The 19,041-nt window shown below is 66.0% G+C and carries 14 protein-coding genes and 1 pseudogene; 8 read left to right on the forward strand and 7 right to left on the reverse strand.

Translation table 11 applies throughout. The features are described 5' to 3' along the window. Positions 1-144: 144 nt before the first annotated feature. Positions 145-1,119, reverse strand: coding sequence for a Bug family tripartite tricarboxylate transporter substrate binding protein (locus ACDELDRAFT_RS10245; RefSeq protein ID WP_005796303.1), 975 nt, complete (start codon positions 1,117-1,119; stop codon positions 145-147). Positions 1,120-1,223: 104 nt separating this feature from the next. Here ACDELDRAFT_RS10245 and ACDELDRAFT_RS10250 point away from each other — a divergent pair, with 104 nt between their 5' ends. Further along, on the forward strand, positions 1,224-2,123 hold the full coding sequence (locus ACDELDRAFT_RS10250; RefSeq protein ID WP_005796304.1) for a LysR family transcriptional regulator: 900 nt from the start codon (positions 1,224-1,226) through the stop codon (positions 2,121-2,123). A 443-nt stretch (positions 2,124-2,566) separates the two neighbouring features. Here ACDELDRAFT_RS10250 and ppsR read toward each other — a convergent pair whose 3' ends face one another. Beyond that, positions 2,567-3,388: a posphoenolpyruvate synthetase regulatory kinase/phosphorylase PpsR gene (gene ppsR / locus ACDELDRAFT_RS10255; RefSeq protein WP_005796306.1), complete on the reverse strand. Its 822-nt coding sequence runs from the start codon at positions 3,386-3,388 to the stop codon at positions 2,567-2,569. 191 nt (positions 3,389-3,579) lie between these two features. Here ppsR and ppsA point away from each other — a divergent pair, with 191 nt between their 5' ends. From ppsA to ACDELDRAFT_RS10275, 4 genes are all read left to right on the forward strand, one after another. Continuing rightward, positions 3,580-5,970: a phosphoenolpyruvate synthase gene (ppsA, locus tag ACDELDRAFT_RS10260; RefSeq protein ID WP_005796307.1), complete on the forward strand. Its 2,391-nt coding sequence runs from the start codon at positions 3,580-3,582 to the stop codon at positions 5,968-5,970. A 45-nt stretch (positions 5,971-6,015) separates the two neighbouring features. Next, positions 6,016-6,321: a DUF4212 domain-containing protein gene (locus ACDELDRAFT_RS10265; protein ID WP_005796309.1), complete on the forward strand. Its 306-nt coding sequence runs from the start codon at positions 6,016-6,018 to the stop codon at positions 6,319-6,321. Then, positions 6,314-8,410 carry a VC_2705 family sodium/solute symporter gene (locus ACDELDRAFT_RS10270; protein ID WP_005796310.1) on the forward strand — a complete coding sequence of 699 codons (2,097 nt, stop codon included), beginning with the start codon at positions 6,314-6,316 and terminating at the stop codon, positions 8,408-8,410. Before ACDELDRAFT_RS10265 ends, ACDELDRAFT_RS10270 begins: the two co-directional genes overlap by 8 nt. A 268-nt stretch (positions 8,411-8,678) precedes the next feature. Next, complete coding sequence (locus tag ACDELDRAFT_RS10275; RefSeq protein ID WP_005796311.1) at positions 8,679-9,161, forward strand: hypothetical protein; 483 nt, start codon at positions 8,679-8,681, stop codon at positions 9,159-9,161. 259 nt (positions 9,162-9,420) lie between these two features. Here the strand turns inward: ACDELDRAFT_RS10275 and ACDELDRAFT_RS10280 are convergent, their stop codons facing one another. The 3 genes from ACDELDRAFT_RS10280 to ACDELDRAFT_RS10290 all read right to left on the reverse strand — a co-directional run bounded on the left by ACDELDRAFT_RS10280 (position 9,421) and on the right by ACDELDRAFT_RS10290 (position 11,575). Beyond that, a complete protein-coding gene (locus tag ACDELDRAFT_RS10280) occupies positions 9,421-9,777 on the reverse strand; it encodes an FKBP-type peptidyl-prolyl cis-trans isomerase (RefSeq protein WP_005796312.1) in 357 nt (118 codons plus the stop codon). A 135-nt stretch (positions 9,778-9,912) separates the two neighbouring features. Continuing rightward, entirely contained in the window at positions 9,913-10,218 is a 306-nt protein-coding gene (locus ACDELDRAFT_RS10285; protein ID WP_005796313.1) for a winged helix-turn-helix transcriptional regulator, read from the reverse strand. 442 nt (positions 10,219-10,660) lie between these two features. Next, entirely contained in the window at positions 10,661-11,575 is a 915-nt protein-coding gene (locus tag ACDELDRAFT_RS10290) for a LysR family transcriptional regulator (RefSeq protein ID WP_005796314.1), read from the reverse strand. Positions 11,576-11,686: 111 nt separating this feature from the next. Between ACDELDRAFT_RS10290 and ACDELDRAFT_RS10295 the strand changes: the two genes are divergently transcribed. From ACDELDRAFT_RS10295 to ACDELDRAFT_RS10305, 3 genes are all read left to right on the forward strand, one after another. Then, the gene (locus tag ACDELDRAFT_RS10295) at positions 11,687-12,679 is read left to right on the forward strand and encodes a hydroxymethylglutaryl-CoA lyase (protein ID WP_040328744.1); all 993 of its coding nucleotides are present in this window, start codon (positions 11,687-11,689) and stop codon (positions 12,677-12,679) included. 19 nt (positions 12,680-12,698) lie between these two features. Next, entirely contained in the window at positions 12,699-13,946 is a 1,248-nt protein-coding gene (locus ACDELDRAFT_RS10300) for a CaiB/BaiF CoA transferase family protein (protein ID WP_005796316.1), read from the forward strand. A 123-nt stretch (positions 13,947-14,069) separates the two neighbouring features. Next, entirely contained in the window at positions 14,070-15,086 is a 1,017-nt protein-coding gene (locus tag ACDELDRAFT_RS10305) for a Bug family tripartite tricarboxylate transporter substrate binding protein (protein ID WP_005796317.1), read from the forward strand. A gap of 714 nt (positions 15,087-15,800) precedes the next feature. On the opposite strand, the gene rpoD is transcribed toward ACDELDRAFT_RS10305, so the two are convergent. Then, entirely contained in the window at positions 15,801-18,167 is a 2,367-nt protein-coding gene (gene rpoD, locus ACDELDRAFT_RS10310) for an RNA polymerase sigma factor RpoD (protein WP_005796318.1), read from the reverse strand. Between the two features lie 260 nt (positions 18,168-18,427). Beyond that, positions 18,428-19,041: pseudogene (locus ACDELDRAFT_RS10315) on the reverse strand (DNA primase); the annotation flags it as partial.

Here is a 19,041-nt window from a genome sequence, read left to right on the forward strand (position 1 = left end):
GGGCCAGGCCCAGGCTCAGCGCGGCGCCCAGCAGGGCGCTCAGCGCCCGGCGGCGGGGCATTCCGGTGGGGTTCACAGTGGCTGGCTTGAAGGGTTGCATGTCTTGTCTCCTGGTTGTTGTAGTCGGGGGTGCAGGCCGCCGTGTCAGTCGGCGGTGATCTTGCGATCGCGGATGATGCGGCCCCACTTGCTGTATTCAGAGGCGATGAATTTGCCCAGTTCTTCGCGGGTGCTGGGCGATGCGGTCTGGCCGTGCTTGAGCAGGCTGTCACGCACCTCGGGGGTGTTGAGTACCTTCACCAGTTCGGTATTCCAGCGGTCCAGCAAGGGCTTGGGTGTCTTGGCCGAAGCCACGAAGGCGTACCAGTTCGTGGCGTTGAATCCGGGGAAGGTCTCGGCCACCGTGGGCACGTTGGGCAGGTAGGCAGGACGCGTCAGTCCGGTGGTGGCCAAAGGAATGAGCTTGCCCGACTCGATGTGGGGCAGTGCGGTGGGGGGCGCTGCATAAAACGCGGTCACGCGCCCTCCCAGTACGTCCTGCAGCGCAGGGGCGCCGCCCTTGTAGGGCACGTGCAGGGTGTCGATCTTGGCAACGTCGTTGAGCAGTTCGCCGGCCAGATGGGCCGCCGAGCCGGGGCCGGTGGAAGCAAAGTCGAACTTGCCTGGCTCGCGCCTGGCCTTGGCGACGAATTCGCCCAGGGTCTTGATGCCGGTGCTGGCCGGCACCACCAGCACGTTGGGGAAGCTCACGCCCATGGTGATGGGGGCCAGATCCTTCAGCGGGTCGTAGCGGACGCTCATGAAATGGGGTGCGATGCTGAGCGGGCCGATGGAGCCGAACAGCAATACCGAGCCGTCCGAGGGGCCCGTGGCCACCTGGGTGTGGGCCAGGTTGCCCCCCGCACCCGGCTTGTTGTCCACCACCACGCTCTGGCCGATGTTCTCGCCCAGCTTTTTGGCGATCAACCGCGCCGCGATGTCCGCTGAACCGCCTGCGGCAAAGCCGACCACCAGGGTCACGGGCTTCTTGGGAGGAAAGTCCTGGGCCTGGGCGGCCGTGTGGACCAGGGGGAGGCTGGTCGCCAGGGTGGCGGCCACGATCAGATGACGTCGTTGCATGGTGGATTCCAGAAGTGGCCGATGCACGGTCGGCCTTGCGAAAGGAAGCCAGTCTAGGTAGCACGCAATAATCTGTGAATTGCAATTTATGACGGGACTATTGCATGCTGCGCATCAAATTCGATCTGGGTGAACTGCAGGCATTCGTGGTCACCGCAGAGAAGGCGAGCTTTCGCCTGGCGGCCGAAGCCCTGTGCCTGTCGGCTCCAGCCCTGAGCCGCCGCGTCGAGCGGCTGGAGGTGGCTCTGGGCGTGCGGTTGTTGGAGCGCACGACCCGCAGCGTGGAACTGACCGCCGTGGGGCAGGAGTTTTTGCACGAGGCGCGCGCGGCCCTGGTGGGCCTGGACGAGGCGGTGCAGCGCGTGAACGACCAGGTCCATCTTCGCCGCGGACGAGTGGCGATTGCCTGCATCCCCTCGGTGGCGAGCCATCTGCTGCCCCGGGTTCTGCGGGCCTTTGCGGTGGCGCAGCCGGAGGTGCAGGTGCACGTCATGGACGAAAGCGCCAGCCAGGTGCTCGACGCCGTGGTGCGGGGAGACGCCGATTTCGGGCTGAGCTTTACCGGCAGCCAGGAGTCGGCACTGCGTTTCGAGGCGCTGATGCGCGAGCGCTATGTCCTGGCAATGCAGCGGGGGCACCGCTGGGCCGGGCGCAAGGATGTGGCCTGGGCCGAACTGGCGGGGCAGCGCCTGGTGTCCGTCTCACGCGACAGCAGCAACCGGCTGCTCTTGGACCAGGCCACGGCCGATCTGCCCCAGCAACCGGTGGCGTGGTACGAGTGCAACCACGTTGCCGGAGCGCTGGCCCTGGTGGAGGCCGGGCTGGGCCTGGCCGTGCTGCCGCAACTGGCGCTGCCGGCCGAGCACCCCCAGGTTTGCGGCGTGCCGCTGATCGAACCCGATCTCTGGCGTACGCTGGGATTGCTGCAGCGGCGCGACCGCGTGCTGGGCCCCGCTGCGGAAGCCTTGCGCCAGCGCCTGGTCCAGCTGCATGCAGGGGGTTGACGGGTGCGAGTGGGCACCAAACTCGGTCTGGCGTGAGGGCGTGAGGCCCCGGGCAGCCCGTCCATAGGTCAAAAGATGGTGGACTCCCAGCCCAGCCCAGCCCAGCCCGAGGCTGGCATGGTGATGCGCGCCACGCTGCACGTGGCTATTGCTCATTTATTGATAGCTTCTGACGACCGTCTGTAAAGGGCTGTGGTTCAGTAAGCCTTAAAAAGCGCGGCATGGACCGCATGCGGCCAGTGCCTGTTCAGCCGCCTCGGCCCCGTGCCCACCCGCGATGGCGCAGCCCACCCGTCGCAAGGCTCTGGGCGGCAACCGCGGGTTCGTCCAACGCGCAAAAAAACGGATGGGGTCAAGCCCCCGCGGAGGCAACGCTTGATTACCGCCACCTGGTGCACGGCAGCGCAGTCTGGCGCGCTGCGCGGGCCCCGGGCAGGGACGTGTCAATACACCAGCCGGTCTGGCTGCAGTTCCTGCAGGATGGTGGTGGCGATTTCTTCGATGGATTTCGTGGTGGTGGACAGCCAGCGGATGCCGGCGCGGCGCATCATGGCCTCGGCCTCGGCCACCTCGTGGCGGCAGTTCTCCAGGCTGGCGTAGCGCGAGTCGGGGCGGCGTTCGCTGCGGATTTCGGACAGGCGCTCGGGGCTTATCGTCAGGCCGAAGATCTTCTTGCGAAACTCCATCAGCGCGGGGGGCAGCTGGCGGCGGTCGAAGTCTTCGGGGATCAGCGGGTAGTTGGCAGCCTTCAGGCCATGCTGCATCGCCAGGTAGAGGCTTGTAGGGGTCTTGCCGCTGCGGCTCACGCCCACCAGGATCACGTCGGCGCCGGCGAGGTCGCGGTGGCTCTGGCCGTCGTCGTGCGCCAGGCTGAAATTGATGGCCTCGATGCGGTCGGTGTATTCCTTGCTGCGGCTCACGTCGCTGAAACGGCCCACACGGTGGTGCGACTTGATGCCCAGTTCTTTTTCGAGCGGGTGCACGAAGGTGCCGAACATGTCCAGCAGCATGCCCTTGCAGCCGTCCTGGATGACCTTGAGCACTTCCATGTTCACGAGCGTGGTGAAAACGATGGGCTTTTTGCCCTCCAGCTCGGCGGTGTGGTTGATCTGGCGCACCGCCTGGTGGGCCTTGTCCACGGTGTCCACGAATGGCAGGCGCACGCGTCGCGGCACGAGCTCGAACTGGGCCAGGATGGCGTTGCCGAATGTTTCGGCGGTGATGCCGGTGCCGTCAGAGACAAAGAATACGGTGCGTGAGTGCATGGGGGCCTTTTCAAGAGCGTCAGGCTGTCGCCAGTGCGGCACGCCTACAATTGTGTCAATTATCCAATTCTCACCATGCACCCGGTCGGCCCACAACCACAACGACAAAGCTGCAGCCCGTGCATGGCCGCTCGCCCAACGCTCCCAGGGGGCGGGCGCGCAGACCCGGTTTCAACTTCTGGAGCTTTCCCATGTCTGCACTTTTCAGCCCGACCGCCCTGGTCGTACCGTTTGAAAACCTGAGAATGACCGACGTCGAGGCGGTTGGCGGCAAAAACGCCTCCCTCGGCGAAATGATCTCGCAACTGCCGCACGGCGTGCGGGTTCCCACGGGCTTTGCCACCACGGCACACGCGTTTCGCGCGTTCCTGGCCCACGCAGGCCTGGCAGAGCGGATCAGCGCGAAGCTGGCCGCGCTCGATACCGAGGATGTGCGCGCCCTGGCCGCAGTGGGCGCCGAGATCCGCGCCATGGTCGAGGCCCAGCCTTTCCCTGCCGATCTGGAGCAGGCCATCCGCGAGGAATTCGCGCGCCTGTCTGCGGGCAATCCGCACGCCAGTTTTGCCGTGCGCTCTTCCGCCACGGCCGAAGACCTGCCCGATGCCTCGTTTGCTGGCCAGCAAGAGACATTTTTGAACGTGCACGGCATCGACGAGGTGCTGCACAAGATGAAGGAGGTGTTCGCCTCCCTCTACAACGACCGCGCCATCAGCTACCGCGTGCACAAGGGCTTCGCCCACGACGTGGTGGCCCTGTCGGCCGGTGTGCAGCGCATGGTGCGTTCCGATCTGGGCGCCGCTGGCGTGATGTTCACCATCGATACCGAATCGGGCTTTGAAGACGTGGTATTCATCACCAGCAGCTACGGCCTGGGCGAGACGGTGGTGCAGGGTGCCGTCAATCCCGACGAGTTCTACGTGCACAAGCCCATGCTCAAGGCTGGCAAGCAGGCCGTGATTCGCCGCAACCTGGGCAGCAAGCTCATCCAGATGGTGTTTGCCACCGCCGACGAGAAGGCCAGCACGGGCAAGCTCATCAAGACCACCGATGTGCCCACCGAGCAGCGCAACCGCTATTCGCTCACCGATGCCGATGTCGAGCAACTGGCGCACTATGCCGTGGTCATCGAACAGCACTATGGCCGCCCCATGGACATCGAATGGGGCAAGGACGGCGAAGACGGCCTGCTTTACATCCTGCAGGCCCGCCCCGAAACGGTGAAGAGCCAGGCCAAGGGCCAGGCTGAACTGCGCTACAAGCTCAAGGGCCACGGCGCCGTGTTGGCCGAGGGCCGTGCCATTGGCCAGAAGATCGGCACGGGCCCGGTCCGCATCGTGCACAACATCAGCGAGATGGACAAGGTGCAGCCCGGTGACGTGCTGGTGACCGACATGACCGACCCCAACTGGGAGCCCGTGATGAAGCGCGCCAGTGCCATCGTCACCAACCGCGGTGGCCGCACCTGTCACGCTGCCATCATCGCGCGCGAGCTGGGTATTCCGGCCGTGGTGGGCTGTGGCGACGCGACCGAGCGCCTGAAGGATGGCACGCTGGTCACGGTGAGCTGCTCCGAGGGCGACACGGGCAAGATCTATGACGGCCTGCTCGAAACCGAAGTGACCGAAGTGCAGCGTGGCGAGATGCCCCCCATCAAGACCAAGATCATGATGAACGTGGGCAATCCCCAGCTGGCGTTTGACTTTGCCCAGCTGCCGAATGAAGGCGTGGGCCTGGCGCGGCTGGAGTTCATCATCAACAACAACATCGGTGTGCACCCCAAGGCGATCCTGGACTACCCCCAGATCGACGCCGACCTGAAGAAAGCCGTGGAATCCGTGGCCCGTGGCCATGCATCGCCCCGCGCCTTCTACGTGGACAAGGTGGCCGAAGGCGTGGCCACCATTGCCGCCGCCTTCTGGCCCAAGCCTGTCATCGTGCGCCTGTCGGACTTCAAGTCCAACGAGTACCGCAAGCTCATCGGCGGCAGCCGCTACGAGCCCGAGGAAGAGAACCCGATGCTGGGTTTCCGCGGCGCTGCGCGCTACATCAGCGCAGATTTTGGCGAGGCCTTTGCCATGGAGTGCGAAGCGCTCAAGCGTGTGCGCAACGACATGGGCCTGACCAACGTGCAGGTGATGGTGCCGTTTGTGCGCACGCTGGGCCAGGCCGAGCGCGTGACCAAGCTGCTGGCCTTGCACGGCCTGCAACGCGGCAAGGACGACCTCAAGGTCATCATGATGTGCGAGGTGCCCAGCAACGCCATCCTGGCCGAGCGCTTCCTGGAGTTCTTCGACGGCTTCTCCATCGGCTCCAACGACCTGACCCAGCTCACCCTGGGCCTGGACCGTGACTCGGGCCTGGAGTTGCTGGCGCAGGATTTTGACGAGCGCGATCCGGCCGTCGAAACGCTGATCCACCAGGCCATCAAGGCTTGCCTGGCGCAGGGCAAGTACATCGGCATCTGTGGCCAGGGCCCCAGCGACCACCCTGACTTTGCACAGTGGCTGGCCAAGGAAGGCATCTCGTCGATCTCGCTCAACCCCGACAGCGTGATCGACACCTGGCAGCAACTCGCCCGTTGAGCGCAGCGGGGGCCGTTTTCAACCGTGTTTGCGAAGCACCACCGGATGCGGCCCCCGAAATCCGCCGAACCCGAACTGGCGGGCCCTTTTCCGCCAGACATGCACGACGCGCGCCACCTCTGGCTGAAGGCGGGGCTGCTCGTGTTGTGGGCCCTGGTGTCCTTCGTGGCCGCTTTCTTCGCCCGTGACCTGCAGGCCTGGGTGGTGCGTGGATGGCCCCTGGGTTTCTGGATTGCCGCGCAAGGGGCCGTGCTGATGTTCATCGCCATCGTCGTGGCCTATTGCTGGGCCATGAACCGCTTCGAGCGGCAGGACGCCGCGCGGACCAACGCGTCGGAGCCCCATGGCTGAGCCGACGCCCGGGCAGGGCGACGACGACAAGGCCTACCTGTGGCGCCTGCACCGCATCTTCACGCTTTATGTGGTGGGGGTGGTGGCGTTTCTGGCCCTGATGGCTTGGGCCGAGCAGCAGGGGCTGTCGAGGCACTGGATCGGCCCGATCTTTCTTTTTCTCACGGTGATGGTGTACGCGGGCATCGGCGTCTATGGCCGCACGACCGATCCCGAGGAATATTACGTGGCGGGCCGGCGCATTCCGCCTGTTTACAACGGCATGGCGGCGGCGGCCGACTGGATGAGTGCGGCGTCGTTCATCAGCCTGTCGGGTGCGTTGTATCTGCAGGGTTTTTCGGGCACGCCTGGCCAGTCGGGCGGTCTGGCGTACCTGCTGGGCTGGACGGGTGGTTTCTGTCTGGTGGCACTGCTGATTGCTCCACACCTGCGCGCCATGGGGCTGTACACCGTGCCCGATTTCTTCCACGTGCGCTTTGGCGGGCGCTGGCCGCGCATCATCGCCGCGCTGGCCGCGGTGCTGTGCTCTTTCACCTATGTGGTGGCCCAGATCTACGGGGTGGGCCTGATTGCCTCTCGCCTGACGGGGGTGCAGTTCGAGATCGGCATCATGCTGGGGCTGGGCGGCGTGCTGCTGTGCTCGTTTTTGGGGGGCATGCGCGCCATCACCTGGACGCAGGTGGCGCAGTACGTGGTGGTGCTGCTGGCCTTCCTGATCCCGGTGTCGTGGCTGGCCTACAAGCAGCTGGGCAATCCGCTCGCGCCCGTGGTCTACGGTGCCCAGCTTGGCAAGATTGCCGACATGGAAGAGCATCTGCTCGATTCGCCCGCCGAGCACCAGGTGGTGGTGGCCTACCTGCGCCGTGCACAGGATTACGAAGAGCGTCTCAAGGATGTGGAAGGGGCGCTGGAGCGCGAGCGCGAGAAAGGGCGTGAGCGCATCCGGGCCCTGCGCGCGCAGAATGCCGAGGTGGGGCTCATCGTGTCGGCCAGCCGCGAGCTGGTGGCGCTGCCGCGCGATGCGGCATCCGCCCGCGAGCGCTGGACGCGCGAGATGCGCGAGAACTACGAGCGCGCGCGTCCCCTGGGGGGGCTGCCGCTGCACAGCCAGGCCTATGCGGGCAACCCCGATGGCACGCCGCACGAGCGGGCCGAGTACGAACTGGCGCGCCGCAATTTTCTGGCGCTCATGTTCTGCCTGATGGTGGGCACGGCGGGGCTGCCGCACCTGCTCACGCGCTACTACACGGCGCCTTCCGTGGCCGCAGCACGGTCTTCGGTGGCGTGGTCGCTGTTCTTCATCGCGCTGCTGTACCTCAGCGCGCCGGCGCTCGCGGTGCTGGTGAAGTTCGAGGTGATGCAAAACCTCGTGGGCAGCAGCTTCGAGACCCTGCCCAACTGGATGGCGCAATGGGCCCGTGTGGACGCTTCGCTGCTATCGGTGGAGGACGTGAACGGCGATGGACTGGTGCAGTTTGGCGAAATCCGTCTGGGTGCCGACCTCATCATGCTCGCAACGCCTGAACTGGGGGGGCTGCCCTACGTGGTGTCGGGCCTGGTGGCGGCGGGCGGGTTGGCCGCGGCGCTGTCCACGGCCGATGGCCTGCTGCTCACCATCAGCAACGCGCTGGTGCGCGACCTCTACTACCGGGGCGCGCCGCGCGAGGCATCGCCCGAGCAGCGCGTCATCCTGACCAAGTTCACGCTGCTGTCCGTGGCGCTGGCGGCGGCGTTTGTGGCCGCGCTCAAGCCCTCAGAAATACTGCCACTGGTGTCGGCATCGTTTTCACTGGCCGCTTCGGCCTTTGTGCCGGTCATGGTGCTGGGCATCTTCTGGCGCGGCACGACGCGCCAGGGCGCGGTGGCCGGCATGCTGGCGGGGCTGGGCATTGCCGTGTACTACATGCTGTCGCATGTGCCCGCCATGCGCGCATGGGCAGGCTGGCTGCTGGCCGACGGCCTGTGGTTCGGAATCCAGCCCATTTCTGCCGGGGTGTTCGGCGTGCCTACCGGTTTGGTTGTGGCTGCGGTGGTCAGCCGCATCACGCGCCCGGCGCCTCCGTTGCCGGCCGTGCGCTCGGAAATGTGACGTCAGGCCCCACAGCGCGGGCTGTTGCAGCGTTCTGCCGAGCCGGCATAGCACCTGAACCAAGCAGTTTTTGGAATCAGCATACCCGCAGCGTGGCACATTCCGCACCAGGGACATGCCATGTGCTTCGGCATTGCCGCAGGCCTTCAGCGGAAGCCTGCGGGGCGGGCAGAAACCCGCATTCCCAAGGGTTGGCAAACATGCGAGACTGTTTCAAAAGGTTGCGACCACCGCCGGTGCCGCGCAACCGTTGCTTTGAAGGAGGCGCATGCTACTGGTTAAAACCCAAGCTGGACAGGAGGCCCTCAAGGATCGGCACGGTGGCCTGACGTCGCGCCAGCGCACGGCATTCATCCTGTTCGATGGCAAACGAACCACCGCGGATGTGCTGGCAGCCACCTCCGCCATGGGCATCGCGCAGGCGGATGTGCAGGCCATGATCGATCAAGGGCTGCTCGCGCCAGCGGCGGGGCAGGCGGCAGCCCCCTTGGATTTTGCCTCGGTGGGTGAGGCATCGCCAGCGCTTGAGCTGTCGGACGAAATCAGCGGCCGCTCGGCCATGGAGCGTTACCAGGCTGCCTACCCCATCGCCACTGAATTGACCTCGGGCATGGGCCTGCGCGGCTTTCGCCTGAATCTGGCGGTGGAGGGCGCTGGCAGCTTCGACGATCTGGCTGCGCTGGCACCCAAGATCCGCGAGGCGGTGGGGGACGCCAAGTTCGCCCGGCTGGAGCAGGCCCTGTTCGGTTGATGCCTGCCATGGTGCGCAACTGGCGCGCCACGGTCATTGGACGCACATTTCGCGCATGCCTTTGGCAGGGTGATCTGGTGGGCTGGGCTTATGCAGAGGCACTGCGTCAAATACCCAATGCCGAGCATGGAACGTCGAACGTCGATGGCCACCGGTCTCGTACGCCGGCTGGTCACGCTGCATGCAAAAAGAGATTTTGTGGCCAGCAACAAAAAAGCGGCCTTAACGGCCGCCTTGGGAGAGTGCCAGGGGGGCCCGCTCAGCGCACGCCCAGCAGTTCCACGTCGAACTTCAACGTGGCGTTGGGGGGGATCACGCCGCCCGCGCCGCGCGCGCCGTAGCCCAGAGCCGCCGGGATGATCAGCGTGCGCTGGCCGCCGATCTTCATGCCCTGCACGCCTTCATCCCAGCCCTTGATGACCATGCCCGCGCCCAGCGAGAAAGCGAAGGGGTCATTGCGGTCGCGGCTGGAGTCGAACTTGGCGCCTTGCTCGCCGTCCTTGTAGAGCCAGCCGGTGTAATGCACCGTCACCTGGTTGCCCTTGGTGGCTTCGGCACCGGTGCCCACGGTGGTGTCTTCGTATTGCAGGCCGGATGCGGTGGTGGTCAGTGCCATAAAATTCCTTGTTTGCTATTGAATAAATAGCTTCCTGCGCAGGTGGATAGCGCGCCAGAAGCTGTTTCTGAACCTGAGGGGCAGACCCGCCCCGACCTGTGCCGGAGGGGTGCGCGCCGCGCTGGCCTCGCAGCCTTATTTCTTGGCGCGGCCGGCCACCCAGCGGGTGGCGAAAGCCTGCACGTCGCTCAGGCGCTTGAGCAGGTCGGAGCCTGATGGCGTCACGGTGTAGCCGTCGCTGCCGTGGTCGACAAAGCCGGCTTCGCGCAATTCCTTGATGCGGGTGTTCAGCGTGTTGGGCGTGATGCCGCCCACGCTGTCCTGCAGCAAGCGGAAGGTTTGCGGGTGCCCATCTCGCAGGGCCCACAACACGCGCAGTGCATAACGGCATTCGAGCCGTTCAAACAACTGGTTGATGGCGGCATTTTCTTTGGAGCTCATGGCTGCTTCTCCTGGCGCGAGTGTTGGGTCAAAGTTCGGGCGGCGCCCGGGCGCCGTCTGCGATGGGCGCTGCGACTATAGCGCGGAACCTATTTTGCTACAAGTTTGGTAGCTCAAAACGCATGAGGCACAGGCGCCGCATCCGGAAAAGCCCTAAATCATTACAAAGTGTTGCATGCGGGCCACGCGGCCATGGCCGCGCGATCTGTGGGCGCAGCGGCGCGCTGCGCACTGGAATCGGACAGGCCCCGGCAACGGGCCCGCACTCGCAGTTACCTCGCAGCGCCTGCGGTGGGCGACAGGGCAGGGCCACGCATCCGAGCGTTGCAGGGCCGTTGCGTTGGTCGGGTTTTGCACCCCCGGCAGGCGCAGCAATGGACGGGGGTCAGTCGGCGGAATTGGCGGCTGCAATGGCTCCACGGGGCGTGCGCAACGCTCGCAATCAGGCGGGCACTGCAGCGCGCTCCGCAAGGGCCAGGTGGTCCACCAGCAGCCGCGCGCACGGGCTCAGTCCGTGGCTGCTGCGATAGCAGATCGCAAAGCGCCGCTGCGCCCAGCCGTCACTCAGCGCAATGATGCGCACCGGCGCCGTGCGCGCAAAGGGCTCGGCCACTTCGCGGGGCACCACGCTGATGGCAAGGTTGGCGCTCACCACGCGCAGCGCTGCATCGAAATTGGACACCAGGACCCGGTGCGCCAGTGTTTTGCCCTGCACGGCTGCCGCCCGTGCCAGCAGCACCTGGACGGCGCTGAGCGCCGGCATGCTGACGAACTCGTGGCCCAGCACGTCGGCAAACGAGACCGACATGGCTCGCGCCACGGGGTGGTTTTCATGGGCCACGATGGCGAGGTGGTCGCTGCGGTAGGCGCAGGTTTCCAGCCCCGACAGGTCGGCGGCATCCCAGCAGATGCCGATGGATGCGCTGCCGTCGCGGATGCCTTGCACCACGTCCGGGCTCACGCGCTCTTCCATGCTCACCTGGATATCCCGGTGGGCCGGTTGTTGCAGGAATGCAGCCACGTCGTCGGCCAGCGATTCGGCCATCACCGAGGCCGTCACCAGCATGCGCACGTGGCCCCGGATACCGGTGGCGTAGGCAGCCATGTCGCGCTCGATCTGGCCTACGCTGGCCAACATGGTGCGCGCGTGTTCCAGCAAGGTCTCACCTGCCGGCGTGGGTGCCACACCGCGCCGCTTGCGTACCAGCAGTGCGGTGCCTACGGTGTCTTCGAGCTGGGCCAGGCGCTTGCTGATGGCCGAGCCGACGATGGCCTCCTGCTCGGCCACGCGGGTGATGCTGCGCTGCTCGCAGACGGCGGCAAAGAGCCGCAGGGTCAGCAGGTCAAGGTTGCGCACGGCATGGTGGGTTGTGTTTTTCCATTTGGGAATCTTAGGCGTTCCTGAATGTATTTTCTGATGGTGCTGGGAATTTCTAGAATTCGTCAGACCCATCCACCAAAGACATTCATGTCCCCATTTTTTCCATCGTTGCCCACAAAGCCCGGCCCCGGCAGGGCGGTTGTCCGCGAAGTCGGGCTGCGCGACGGCCTGCAGAGCATTGCCACTGTGCTGCCCACGGCCCGCAAGATCGAGTGGCTCGATGCGGCCTATGCCGCCGGCCAGCGCGAGATCGAGGTGGGGTCGTTCGTGCCGGCGCGCCTGCTGCCGCAACTGGCCGACACCGCCGAGGTGCTGGCCCATGCCCAAACCCTGCCGGGCCTGCGGGCCTCGGTGCTGGTGCCCAACTTCAAGGGCGCCGAGCGCGCACTGGAGCACGGGGCCGACCTGATGGTCGTGCCGCTGTCCGCCAGCCATGCCCACAGCCTGGCCAACCTGCGCAAGACACCCGATGAGGTGGTGGCGGAGGTCGCCCGCATCCGTGCCCAGCGCGACGCCACCGGCAGCCGCACCCTGATCGAGGGTGGGGTGGGCACGGCCTTTGGCTGCACGCTGCAAGGTGAGGTGGCCGAAGGCGAGGTGCTGCGGCTCATGCAGGCCCTGCTCGATGCCGGGGCCGACCGCGTCAGCCTGGCCGATACCGTGGGCTTTGCCGACCCCGCCAGTGTGCAGCGCCTGTTTGAAAAGGCCCGCGCCCTGGTGGGCGAACGCCTGTGGTGCGCCCACTTTCACGACACCCGTGGCATGGGGCTGGCAAATGTCTACGCGGCCTGGCAGACGGGCATTGCGCGCTTCGACGCGTGCCTGGCAGGCATTGGTGGCTGCCCGCACGCCCCCGGCGCCAGCGGCAATGTCGCAACCGAAGACCTGGCCTTCATGCTGGAGCGCATGGGCGTGGACACCGGCATCGACGTGCCGGCGCTGCTCGTTCTGCGCCAGCGCATGGCCGATTGGCTGGCGGGCGAAACCCTGCATGGCACGCTCTGGCAGGCAGGGTTGCCGCGGGCACTGGCCGCCGCCGTGGCAAACGCTCCTGCCACCTTGACTGCACAGCCCTTGTGAATCCCGTATCGTGATCCCCATGACTTTTGATCATCCGTCTTCCGCCTCGCCTGCCTCTTCCGCTTCGCCCGAGTCCGCTTCGCGTCCCTTGCCCCTGGCGGGCTTGCGCGTGATCGAATTCACCCACATGGTCATGGGCCCCACCTGCGGCATGGTGCTGGCCGACCTGGGCGCCGAGGTCATCAAGGTCGAGCCCGTGGAGGGCGACCGCACGCGCCACCTTCTGGGGGCGGGCGCGGGCTTCTTTCCCATGTTCAACCGCAACAAGAAGAGCATCGCCATCGACTTGCGCAGCCCCGCAGGGCTGGAAGCGGCGCGCAAGCTCGCGGCCTCGGCCGACGTGGTAGCCCAGAACTTCAAGCCGGGCGTGATGGCGAAATACGGGCTCGACTATGCGGCGCTGAGCCAGGTGAACCCGCGCCTGGTCTACGTGAACCACACCGGCTTCCTGCCCGGGCCGTACGAGCACCGCACGGCGCTCGACGAGGTGGTGCAGATGATGGGCGGCCTGGCCTACATGACCGGGCGCCCCGGCGACCCCTTGCGCGCGGGCACCAGCGTGAACGACATCATGGGCGGCATGTTTGGCGCCATCGGCGCCATGGCGGCGCTGATGCAGCGCGGCATCACCGGGCGCGGGCAGGAGGTGGATTCGGCCTTGTTCGAAAACAACGTGTTCCTGGTGGGGCAGCACATGATGCAGTACGCCGTCACCGGCCAGCCCGCCGCCCCCATGCCCGACCGCATCTCGTCGTGGGCGCTGTACGACGTCTTCAGCGTGAAGGACGACGAGCAGATCTTTCTTGCCGCCGTGAGCGATGCGCAGTGGACCACCTTCTGCGATGCCATGGGCTATGCCGACCTCAAGGCCGATCCGCTCCTGGCCACCAACAACGACCGCGTGCGCGCCCGTTCCACGCTCATGCCCGACCTGCGCCGCCGCCTGGCCTCGCACAGCGCCGCCGAACTGGCGGCCATTTTTGAAAAGCACGGCCTGCCGTTTGCCCCTATCTCACGCCCCGAGCAGCTGTTCGATGACCCCCACCTGAACGCCACTGGCGGCCTGGTCGACATCACGCTGCCCGACGGCGAGCGGGCAGGGCAGACGGCGCGCACCACGCTGTTCCCGCTGCGCATGGACGGCCAGCGGCTGGGGGTGCGGCTGCAACCACCGGTGCTGGGGCAGCACACGGCCGAGCTGATGGAACAGTTGGGCTACTCGCCGGAGCAGGTGCTGGCGCTACAGGCCGAGGGCGCCGTCGCCTGAGTGGCCCTGGCGCAACGGGTCCACCAGGTCCATGCGCCGGGTGCCTATCGGCAACGCCGCCCCGGCAGCCGCACTGCGATGGCGTGACATAGAAAACGACAGAGACAACGACGGAGACAAACCATGAAGCATCTGCCCTCTCTTCAAATTTCGGCCCCCGCTCCGCGCGGCCACGGCATTGTCCGCCGCACCCTGCTGGGCAGCGTGGTGGCCGGCGCCTTGGCGCCCGCGCTGGCATGGGCCCAGGGCTCCGACAAGCCGCTGCGCATGGTGCTGCCCGTGAGCGCAGGCTCGGGCGTGGATGGCGTGGCCCGCGTGATTGCCCCCAGCCTCGGCAAGGCCCTGGGGCGTCCGGCGGTGGTCGAGAACTACCCGGGCGCGGGGGGCATCACGGGCACCTCGATGATCGTCAAGGCGCCCAGGGATGGCTCGGTGCTGGGCATGGTGTCGAACAACCATGTGGTGAACCCCAGCGTGTTCAAGAACATTCCCTATGACGCCGTGGACGACATCACGCCCATCACCATGATCGGCGCCACGCCATTCGTGCTGGTGGCCCATCCGTCGGTGGCCGCCAGGAACGTGCGCGAACTGGTGGCCCTGGCCAAGGCACAGCCCGGGGCATTGAACTACGGATCGTCGGGCAACGGCACCATCCTGCACCTGGCCGCTGAGATGTTCGTGCACGAAGCCCAGGTGGACATCAAGCACATTCCCTACCGGGGCATGGGTCCGCTGACGGCTGATGTGCTGGGCGGGCAGATCCAGATGGCGTTCATCGCCATTGCGGTTGCGGCACCCCACGTGAAGGCGGGCGCGCTGCGGGCCATCGGTTTGTCGTCCAGCACCCGCTCGCCGCTTCTGCCCGAACTGCCGACGATTGCCGAGCAGGGCCTGCCGCAGTATGTGCTGGACGGATGGGTGGCCGTTGTCGGGCCAGCCGGCCTGCCCAAGGCCGAGGTCGAGCGCGCCTACCAGGGGGTGCGCAGTGCCGTGGCGGTGCCGGAAGTGCGCGATGCCCTGCTGGCGCAGGGCTACCAGTTGAACAGCCCGCCCCCCGACGCTACGGCCGCGTTCTTCCGCACCGAAGTCGGCCGCATGGCCAAGCTGGTAAAGCAAGCGGGTCTGAAGCTCGATTGAATACTCTTGAATAGATAGCAAGAAAACCATACTGGAAAAGCGCCACAGCCTATTTTCTTAAGAATCCGTAGAAACGAGAGCCACCGCTGCTCGAGTCCTTGCGCGCGTTCGTTGAAGTGGCATGTGGGGGGGGCGCAGGTCCGGCGCTGCGAGGCGATGTTGGCGCGTTGTTCATGCGGCCGGTCTGCAGCGGCAGGATGGCAAAGACCGGAAGGGGCCGGGGGGCGGGCCTTGCATGCAGTGCCCGCCGCCCGCCCGCCCGGCGGCGGGCACTGCGGCGCGCGCCTGCGAATGCGTGTGATTCGAGCCGGGTGCGGTGTCCGTTCGAATGCTCTGGTTGCGGGTTGCGGGTTGCGGGTTGCGGGTTGCGGGTTGCGGGTTGCGCCCCAGCGCACCCGGTACGCCCGCTTTGGCAGGGCGACAGGCCACAGGCCGGCTTGATTCATCCAAGGTGCCGCGATGGGCGCGCAAGGCGGGGCTGCGCCTGCTGCGGGCGGGGGCCCCGTGCGACCTCCGCGAAACCTGCCCGAGCCGCTTCCGTGAGCCTGCTGTTCGACCACGCTCCCCGCAGGGCACTCCGGCCCCGCCGAGCCCGCCCAGGTCCGGCCCAAATACCACGGAGCGATTGCCCAAAAAAATGCCCCAGCACCGTGGCGGTGGCTGGGGCGTTGGCACGAGGTCCTGTCCCGCCCCTGGCGAGGGGCGGCGGTTCGCTTACAGCGAATCGATGAAGCTGCGCAGCTTGTCCGAGCGCGAGGGGTGCTTGAGCTTGCGCAGCGCCTTGGCTTCTATCTGGCGAATGCGCTCGCGGGTCACGTCAAACTGCTTGCCCACTTCTTCCAGCGTGTGGTCGCTGGTCATTTCGATACCGAAGCGCATGCGCAGCACCTTGGCTTCGCGAGGGGTCAGGCCATCGAGGATGTCCTTGACCACGTCGCGCAGGCCGGCCTGCATGGCGGCTTCGATGGGGGCGGTGTTGGCGCCGTCCTCGATGAAATCGCCCAGGTGGCTGTCGTCGTCGTCGCCGATCGGCGTTTCCATGGAGATCGGCTCTTTGGCGATCTTCATGATCTTGCGGATCTTGTCCTCGGGGATCTCCATCTTGGCCGCCAGGATGGACGCATCGGGCTCAAAGCCAAACTCTTGCAAGTGCTGGCGGCTGATGCGGTTCATCTTGTTGATCGTCTCGATCATGTGCACCGGGATGCGGATGGTGCGCGCCTGGTCGGCAATGCTCCTTGTGATGGCCTGACGGATCCACCACGTCGCATAGGTCGAGAACTTGTAACCGCGGCGGTATTCGAACTTGTCCACCGCCTTCATCAGGCCGATGTTGCCTTCCTGGATCAGGTCCAGGAACTGCAGGCCGCGGTTGGTGTACTTCTTGGCGATCGAGATCACGAGGCGCAGGTTGGCCTCGATCATTTCCTTCTTGGCATCGCGCGAGGTGGCTTCACCTTCGTTCATGCGCTTGTTGATGCCCTTGAGTTCGGCCAGCGGCACCACGACGCGCGACTGCAGGTCGGCCAGCTTCTGCTGCAGATCCTGGATGGGCGGAATGTTGCGCGCCATGACGGCCGACCATGGCTTGCCGGCGGCCGCCTGCTTTTCCACCCACTTGAGGTTCAGCAGGTTGGGCGGGAAATCCTTGATGAAGGTTTCCTGGGGCATGCCGCACTTGTCCACGATGATGCGGCGCAGTTCGCGCTCCTTCTTGCGCACATCGTCCACCTGGCCGCGCACCATGTCGCACAGCTTCTCGATGGTCTTGGCCGTGAAGCGGATGGTCATCAGCTCTTCCGACAGGGCTGTCTGGGCCTTCACGTAGGCGGGCGTGCCGTAGCCTTCCTTGTCGTAGACCTTGTGGACCTTCTCGAACAGCTCGCGCAGCTTGTCGAAGCGCTCGAGCGCCTGCTTCTTGAGTTCTTCGAGCTTCTTGGTCAGCGCCTTGGAGCCGCCCTTGCCGTCGTCATCGTCGGCTTCGTCGAACTCGTCAAAGTCTTCTTCGGCCACATAGTCGTCGGCCTCATTGGGGTTGGAGAAGCCGTCCACGATGGTCGAGATGACGACCTTGCCCTCGCGGATTTCCTCGCCCATGTTCAGGATCTCGGCGATGGTGGCGGGCGATGCGCTGATCGCCTCCATCATGGCCATCAGGCCGCCTTCGATGCGCTTGGCGATTTCGATTTCGCCTTCGCGCGTCAGCAGCTCCACGGTGCCCATTTCGCGCATGTACATGCGCACGGGGTCGGTGGTGCGGCCGAATTCGCTGTCTACGGTGGACAGCGCGGCTTCGGCGGCTTCTTCGGCTTCTTCCTCGGTGGCGCCGCTGGGGGCGTTGTCGGTGATGATCAGCGCCTCTGCGTCGGGCGTCTGCTCGTACACGGCCACGCCCAGGTCGTTCAGCGTGGTGATGACGGCCTCGAGGGTTTCGGCATCGACCAGCTTGTCGGGCAGGTGGTCGGAGATTTCAACGTGCGTGAGGTAGCCGCGCGTCTTGCCGAGCTTGATCAGGGTCTTCAGGCGCGAGCGGCGCTTGGCGAGGTCTTCCTCGGACAGGACAGTCTCGTCCAGGCCGAATTCCTTCATCAAGGCCCGTTCCTTGGCCTTGCTGATCTTCATGCGCAGCGGCTTGACCTTTTCGGCCGTGGGGGCGGCTTCGGCCTCGGGCTCGGCTTCGCCTTCGAGGTCGGCTTCGATGTCGGACAGGTCTGCGTCGTCACCGCCTTCTTCACCAGCCGCCTTGGGCTTGCGGCCCCGCTTGGCCGGCGCCTTGGCCTCGGCGCTGCCGGCAGCCTTGGCCGGGCGGCCGGGGCGCTTCTTGGGGGCTTCGTCGCCCTCGGGCGTGGCGGCCTTGGCGCGGGCAGGCTTCTTCTTCAGCAATTCATCGGCGGCTTTGGTCAACTCGGCAGAACTTTTCACGGACACAGTTTTCACTTTCTTGGCTGCCGGGGCAGGGGCGGAGGCTGCGGCCTTGGTGGGCGCGACCTTGGCCGTTGCTTTGGCGGCGGTTTTGGAAACAGCCTTCGCAGCGGGGCCTGGGGCAGGCTTGAGCGGCTTCGCGGACTTTTGAGCGGGCATGTGCAACCTCAGAATCAAAAACGGACACAAAGAAAACGCAAGCGCCACAGATCCCGGCGCGGGTGGCACTGCAAAAGCGGGGCTGATGCAGCTGGAGGGCGAACCTCAGGGGCAAGATGTCTGGGCGAACATTTGGTGTGCAGTCCTTGCGATAAGTGGGCCCATCAGCGCATAGGTGCGCGTTTGTCACGGTGGCCCGGCTCGGAGGTGCTGCTGTCGCTCTTGCCGATAAACCCTACATTATACCGGGCGGGGCCATTTCAAGGGCTGCGGGGAGCAATGCCTTGCAGCGCGATGCGCCGCTGCTCCAGCGCGCGGTAGCGCTCAAGTGCTGTCGGATCCTGGGCTGCCTGCTGGATCAGGGCCTTTTGCTGCGCCTTGATGTTTTCGACGAGCATGCGGTTGAGCAGGTCGCGCAGCTCCAGCCGCAGCTCGTGCAGGTCGCCCTCGGTCTGGGCGTGCGATCCGGTCATCACCTTCACCGCCAGGTCTTCACAGGGGTGGCCGCGCAGGCTTTCGCGCAAGAGGGCCCAGGCCCGGGGGCCGTGCTCGTGGAACTGTCCCTCCAGCCATACGAAAAGCGGGCCGTGCGGGGCAGGCTGGGTGCCCAGAGCGGCGTGGTCTTCAGGGGTGAGCTCTTCCAGAAACGCCATGTGCGACAGCAGCAGCCGTGCGGCGTGGTCGGCTCGGCTGGCGCTGGGCGTGCCCGGCAGGCGCGGCTGGGGGGGCCAGGGCGCGGCATCCTTTTTCTTCCACCCGCCCTTCCAGTCTCCGTTCTTGCGGAAGGGGGGCCTGCGCTGCGTGCCATAGCCGCCCTCGCCGTGCGGCTGCCAGCCCGGATCGTCGGATGCCCCCCAGGGCGGCTCGTCGGCCG

This window comes from Acidovorax delafieldii 2AN (assembly GCF_000175235.1).
Lineage (GTDB): Bacteria > Pseudomonadota > Gammaproteobacteria > Burkholderiales > Burkholderiaceae_C > Acidovorax > Acidovorax delafieldii_B.

Excerpts from the sequence above, each read along its gene's own strand:
- ACDELDRAFT_RS10245 (WP_005796303.1), bottom strand. The coding sequence starts at position 1,119 with ATGCAACGACGTCATCTGATCGTGGCCGCCACCCTGGCGACCAGCCTC.
- ppsA (WP_005796307.1), top strand. The coding sequence starts at position 3,580 with ATGTCTGCACTTTTCAGCCCGACCGCCCTGGTCGTACCGTTTGAAAAC.
- ACDELDRAFT_RS10295 (WP_040328744.1), top strand. The coding sequence starts at position 11,687 with ATGTCCCCATTTTTTCCATCGTTGCCCACAAAGCCCGGCCCCGGCAGG.
- ACDELDRAFT_RS10250 (WP_005796304.1), top strand. The coding sequence starts at position 1,224 with ATGCTGCGCATCAAATTCGATCTGGGTGAACTGCAGGCATTCGTGGTC.
- ACDELDRAFT_RS10285 (WP_005796313.1), bottom strand. The coding sequence starts at position 10,218 with ATGAGCTCCAAAGAAAATGCCGCCATCAACCAGTTGTTTGAACGGCTC.
- ACDELDRAFT_RS10280 (WP_005796312.1), bottom strand. The coding sequence starts at position 9,777 with ATGGCACTGACCACCACCGCATCCGGCCTGCAATACGAAGACACCACC.
- ACDELDRAFT_RS10270 (WP_005796310.1), top strand. The coding sequence starts at position 6,314 with ATGGCTGAGCCGACGCCCGGGCAGGGCGACGACGACAAGGCCTACCTG.
- rpoD (WP_005796318.1), bottom strand. The coding sequence starts at position 18,167 with ATGCCCGCTCAAAAGTCCGCGAAGCCGCTCAAGCCTGCCCCAGGCCCC.
- ACDELDRAFT_RS10300 (WP_005796316.1), top strand. The coding sequence starts at position 12,699 with ATGACTTTTGATCATCCGTCTTCCGCCTCGCCTGCCTCTTCCGCTTCG.
- ACDELDRAFT_RS10305 (WP_005796317.1), top strand. The coding sequence starts at position 14,070 with ATGAAGCATCTGCCCTCTCTTCAAATTTCGGCCCCCGCTCCGCGCGGC.
- ACDELDRAFT_RS10275 (WP_005796311.1), top strand. The coding sequence starts at position 8,679 with ATGCTACTGGTTAAAACCCAAGCTGGACAGGAGGCCCTCAAGGATCGG.
- ppsR (WP_005796306.1), bottom strand. The coding sequence starts at position 3,388 with ATGCACTCACGCACCGTATTCTTTGTCTCTGACGGCACCGGCATCACC.
- ACDELDRAFT_RS10265 (WP_005796309.1), top strand. The coding sequence starts at position 6,016 with ATGCGGCCCCCGAAATCCGCCGAACCCGAACTGGCGGGCCCTTTTCCG.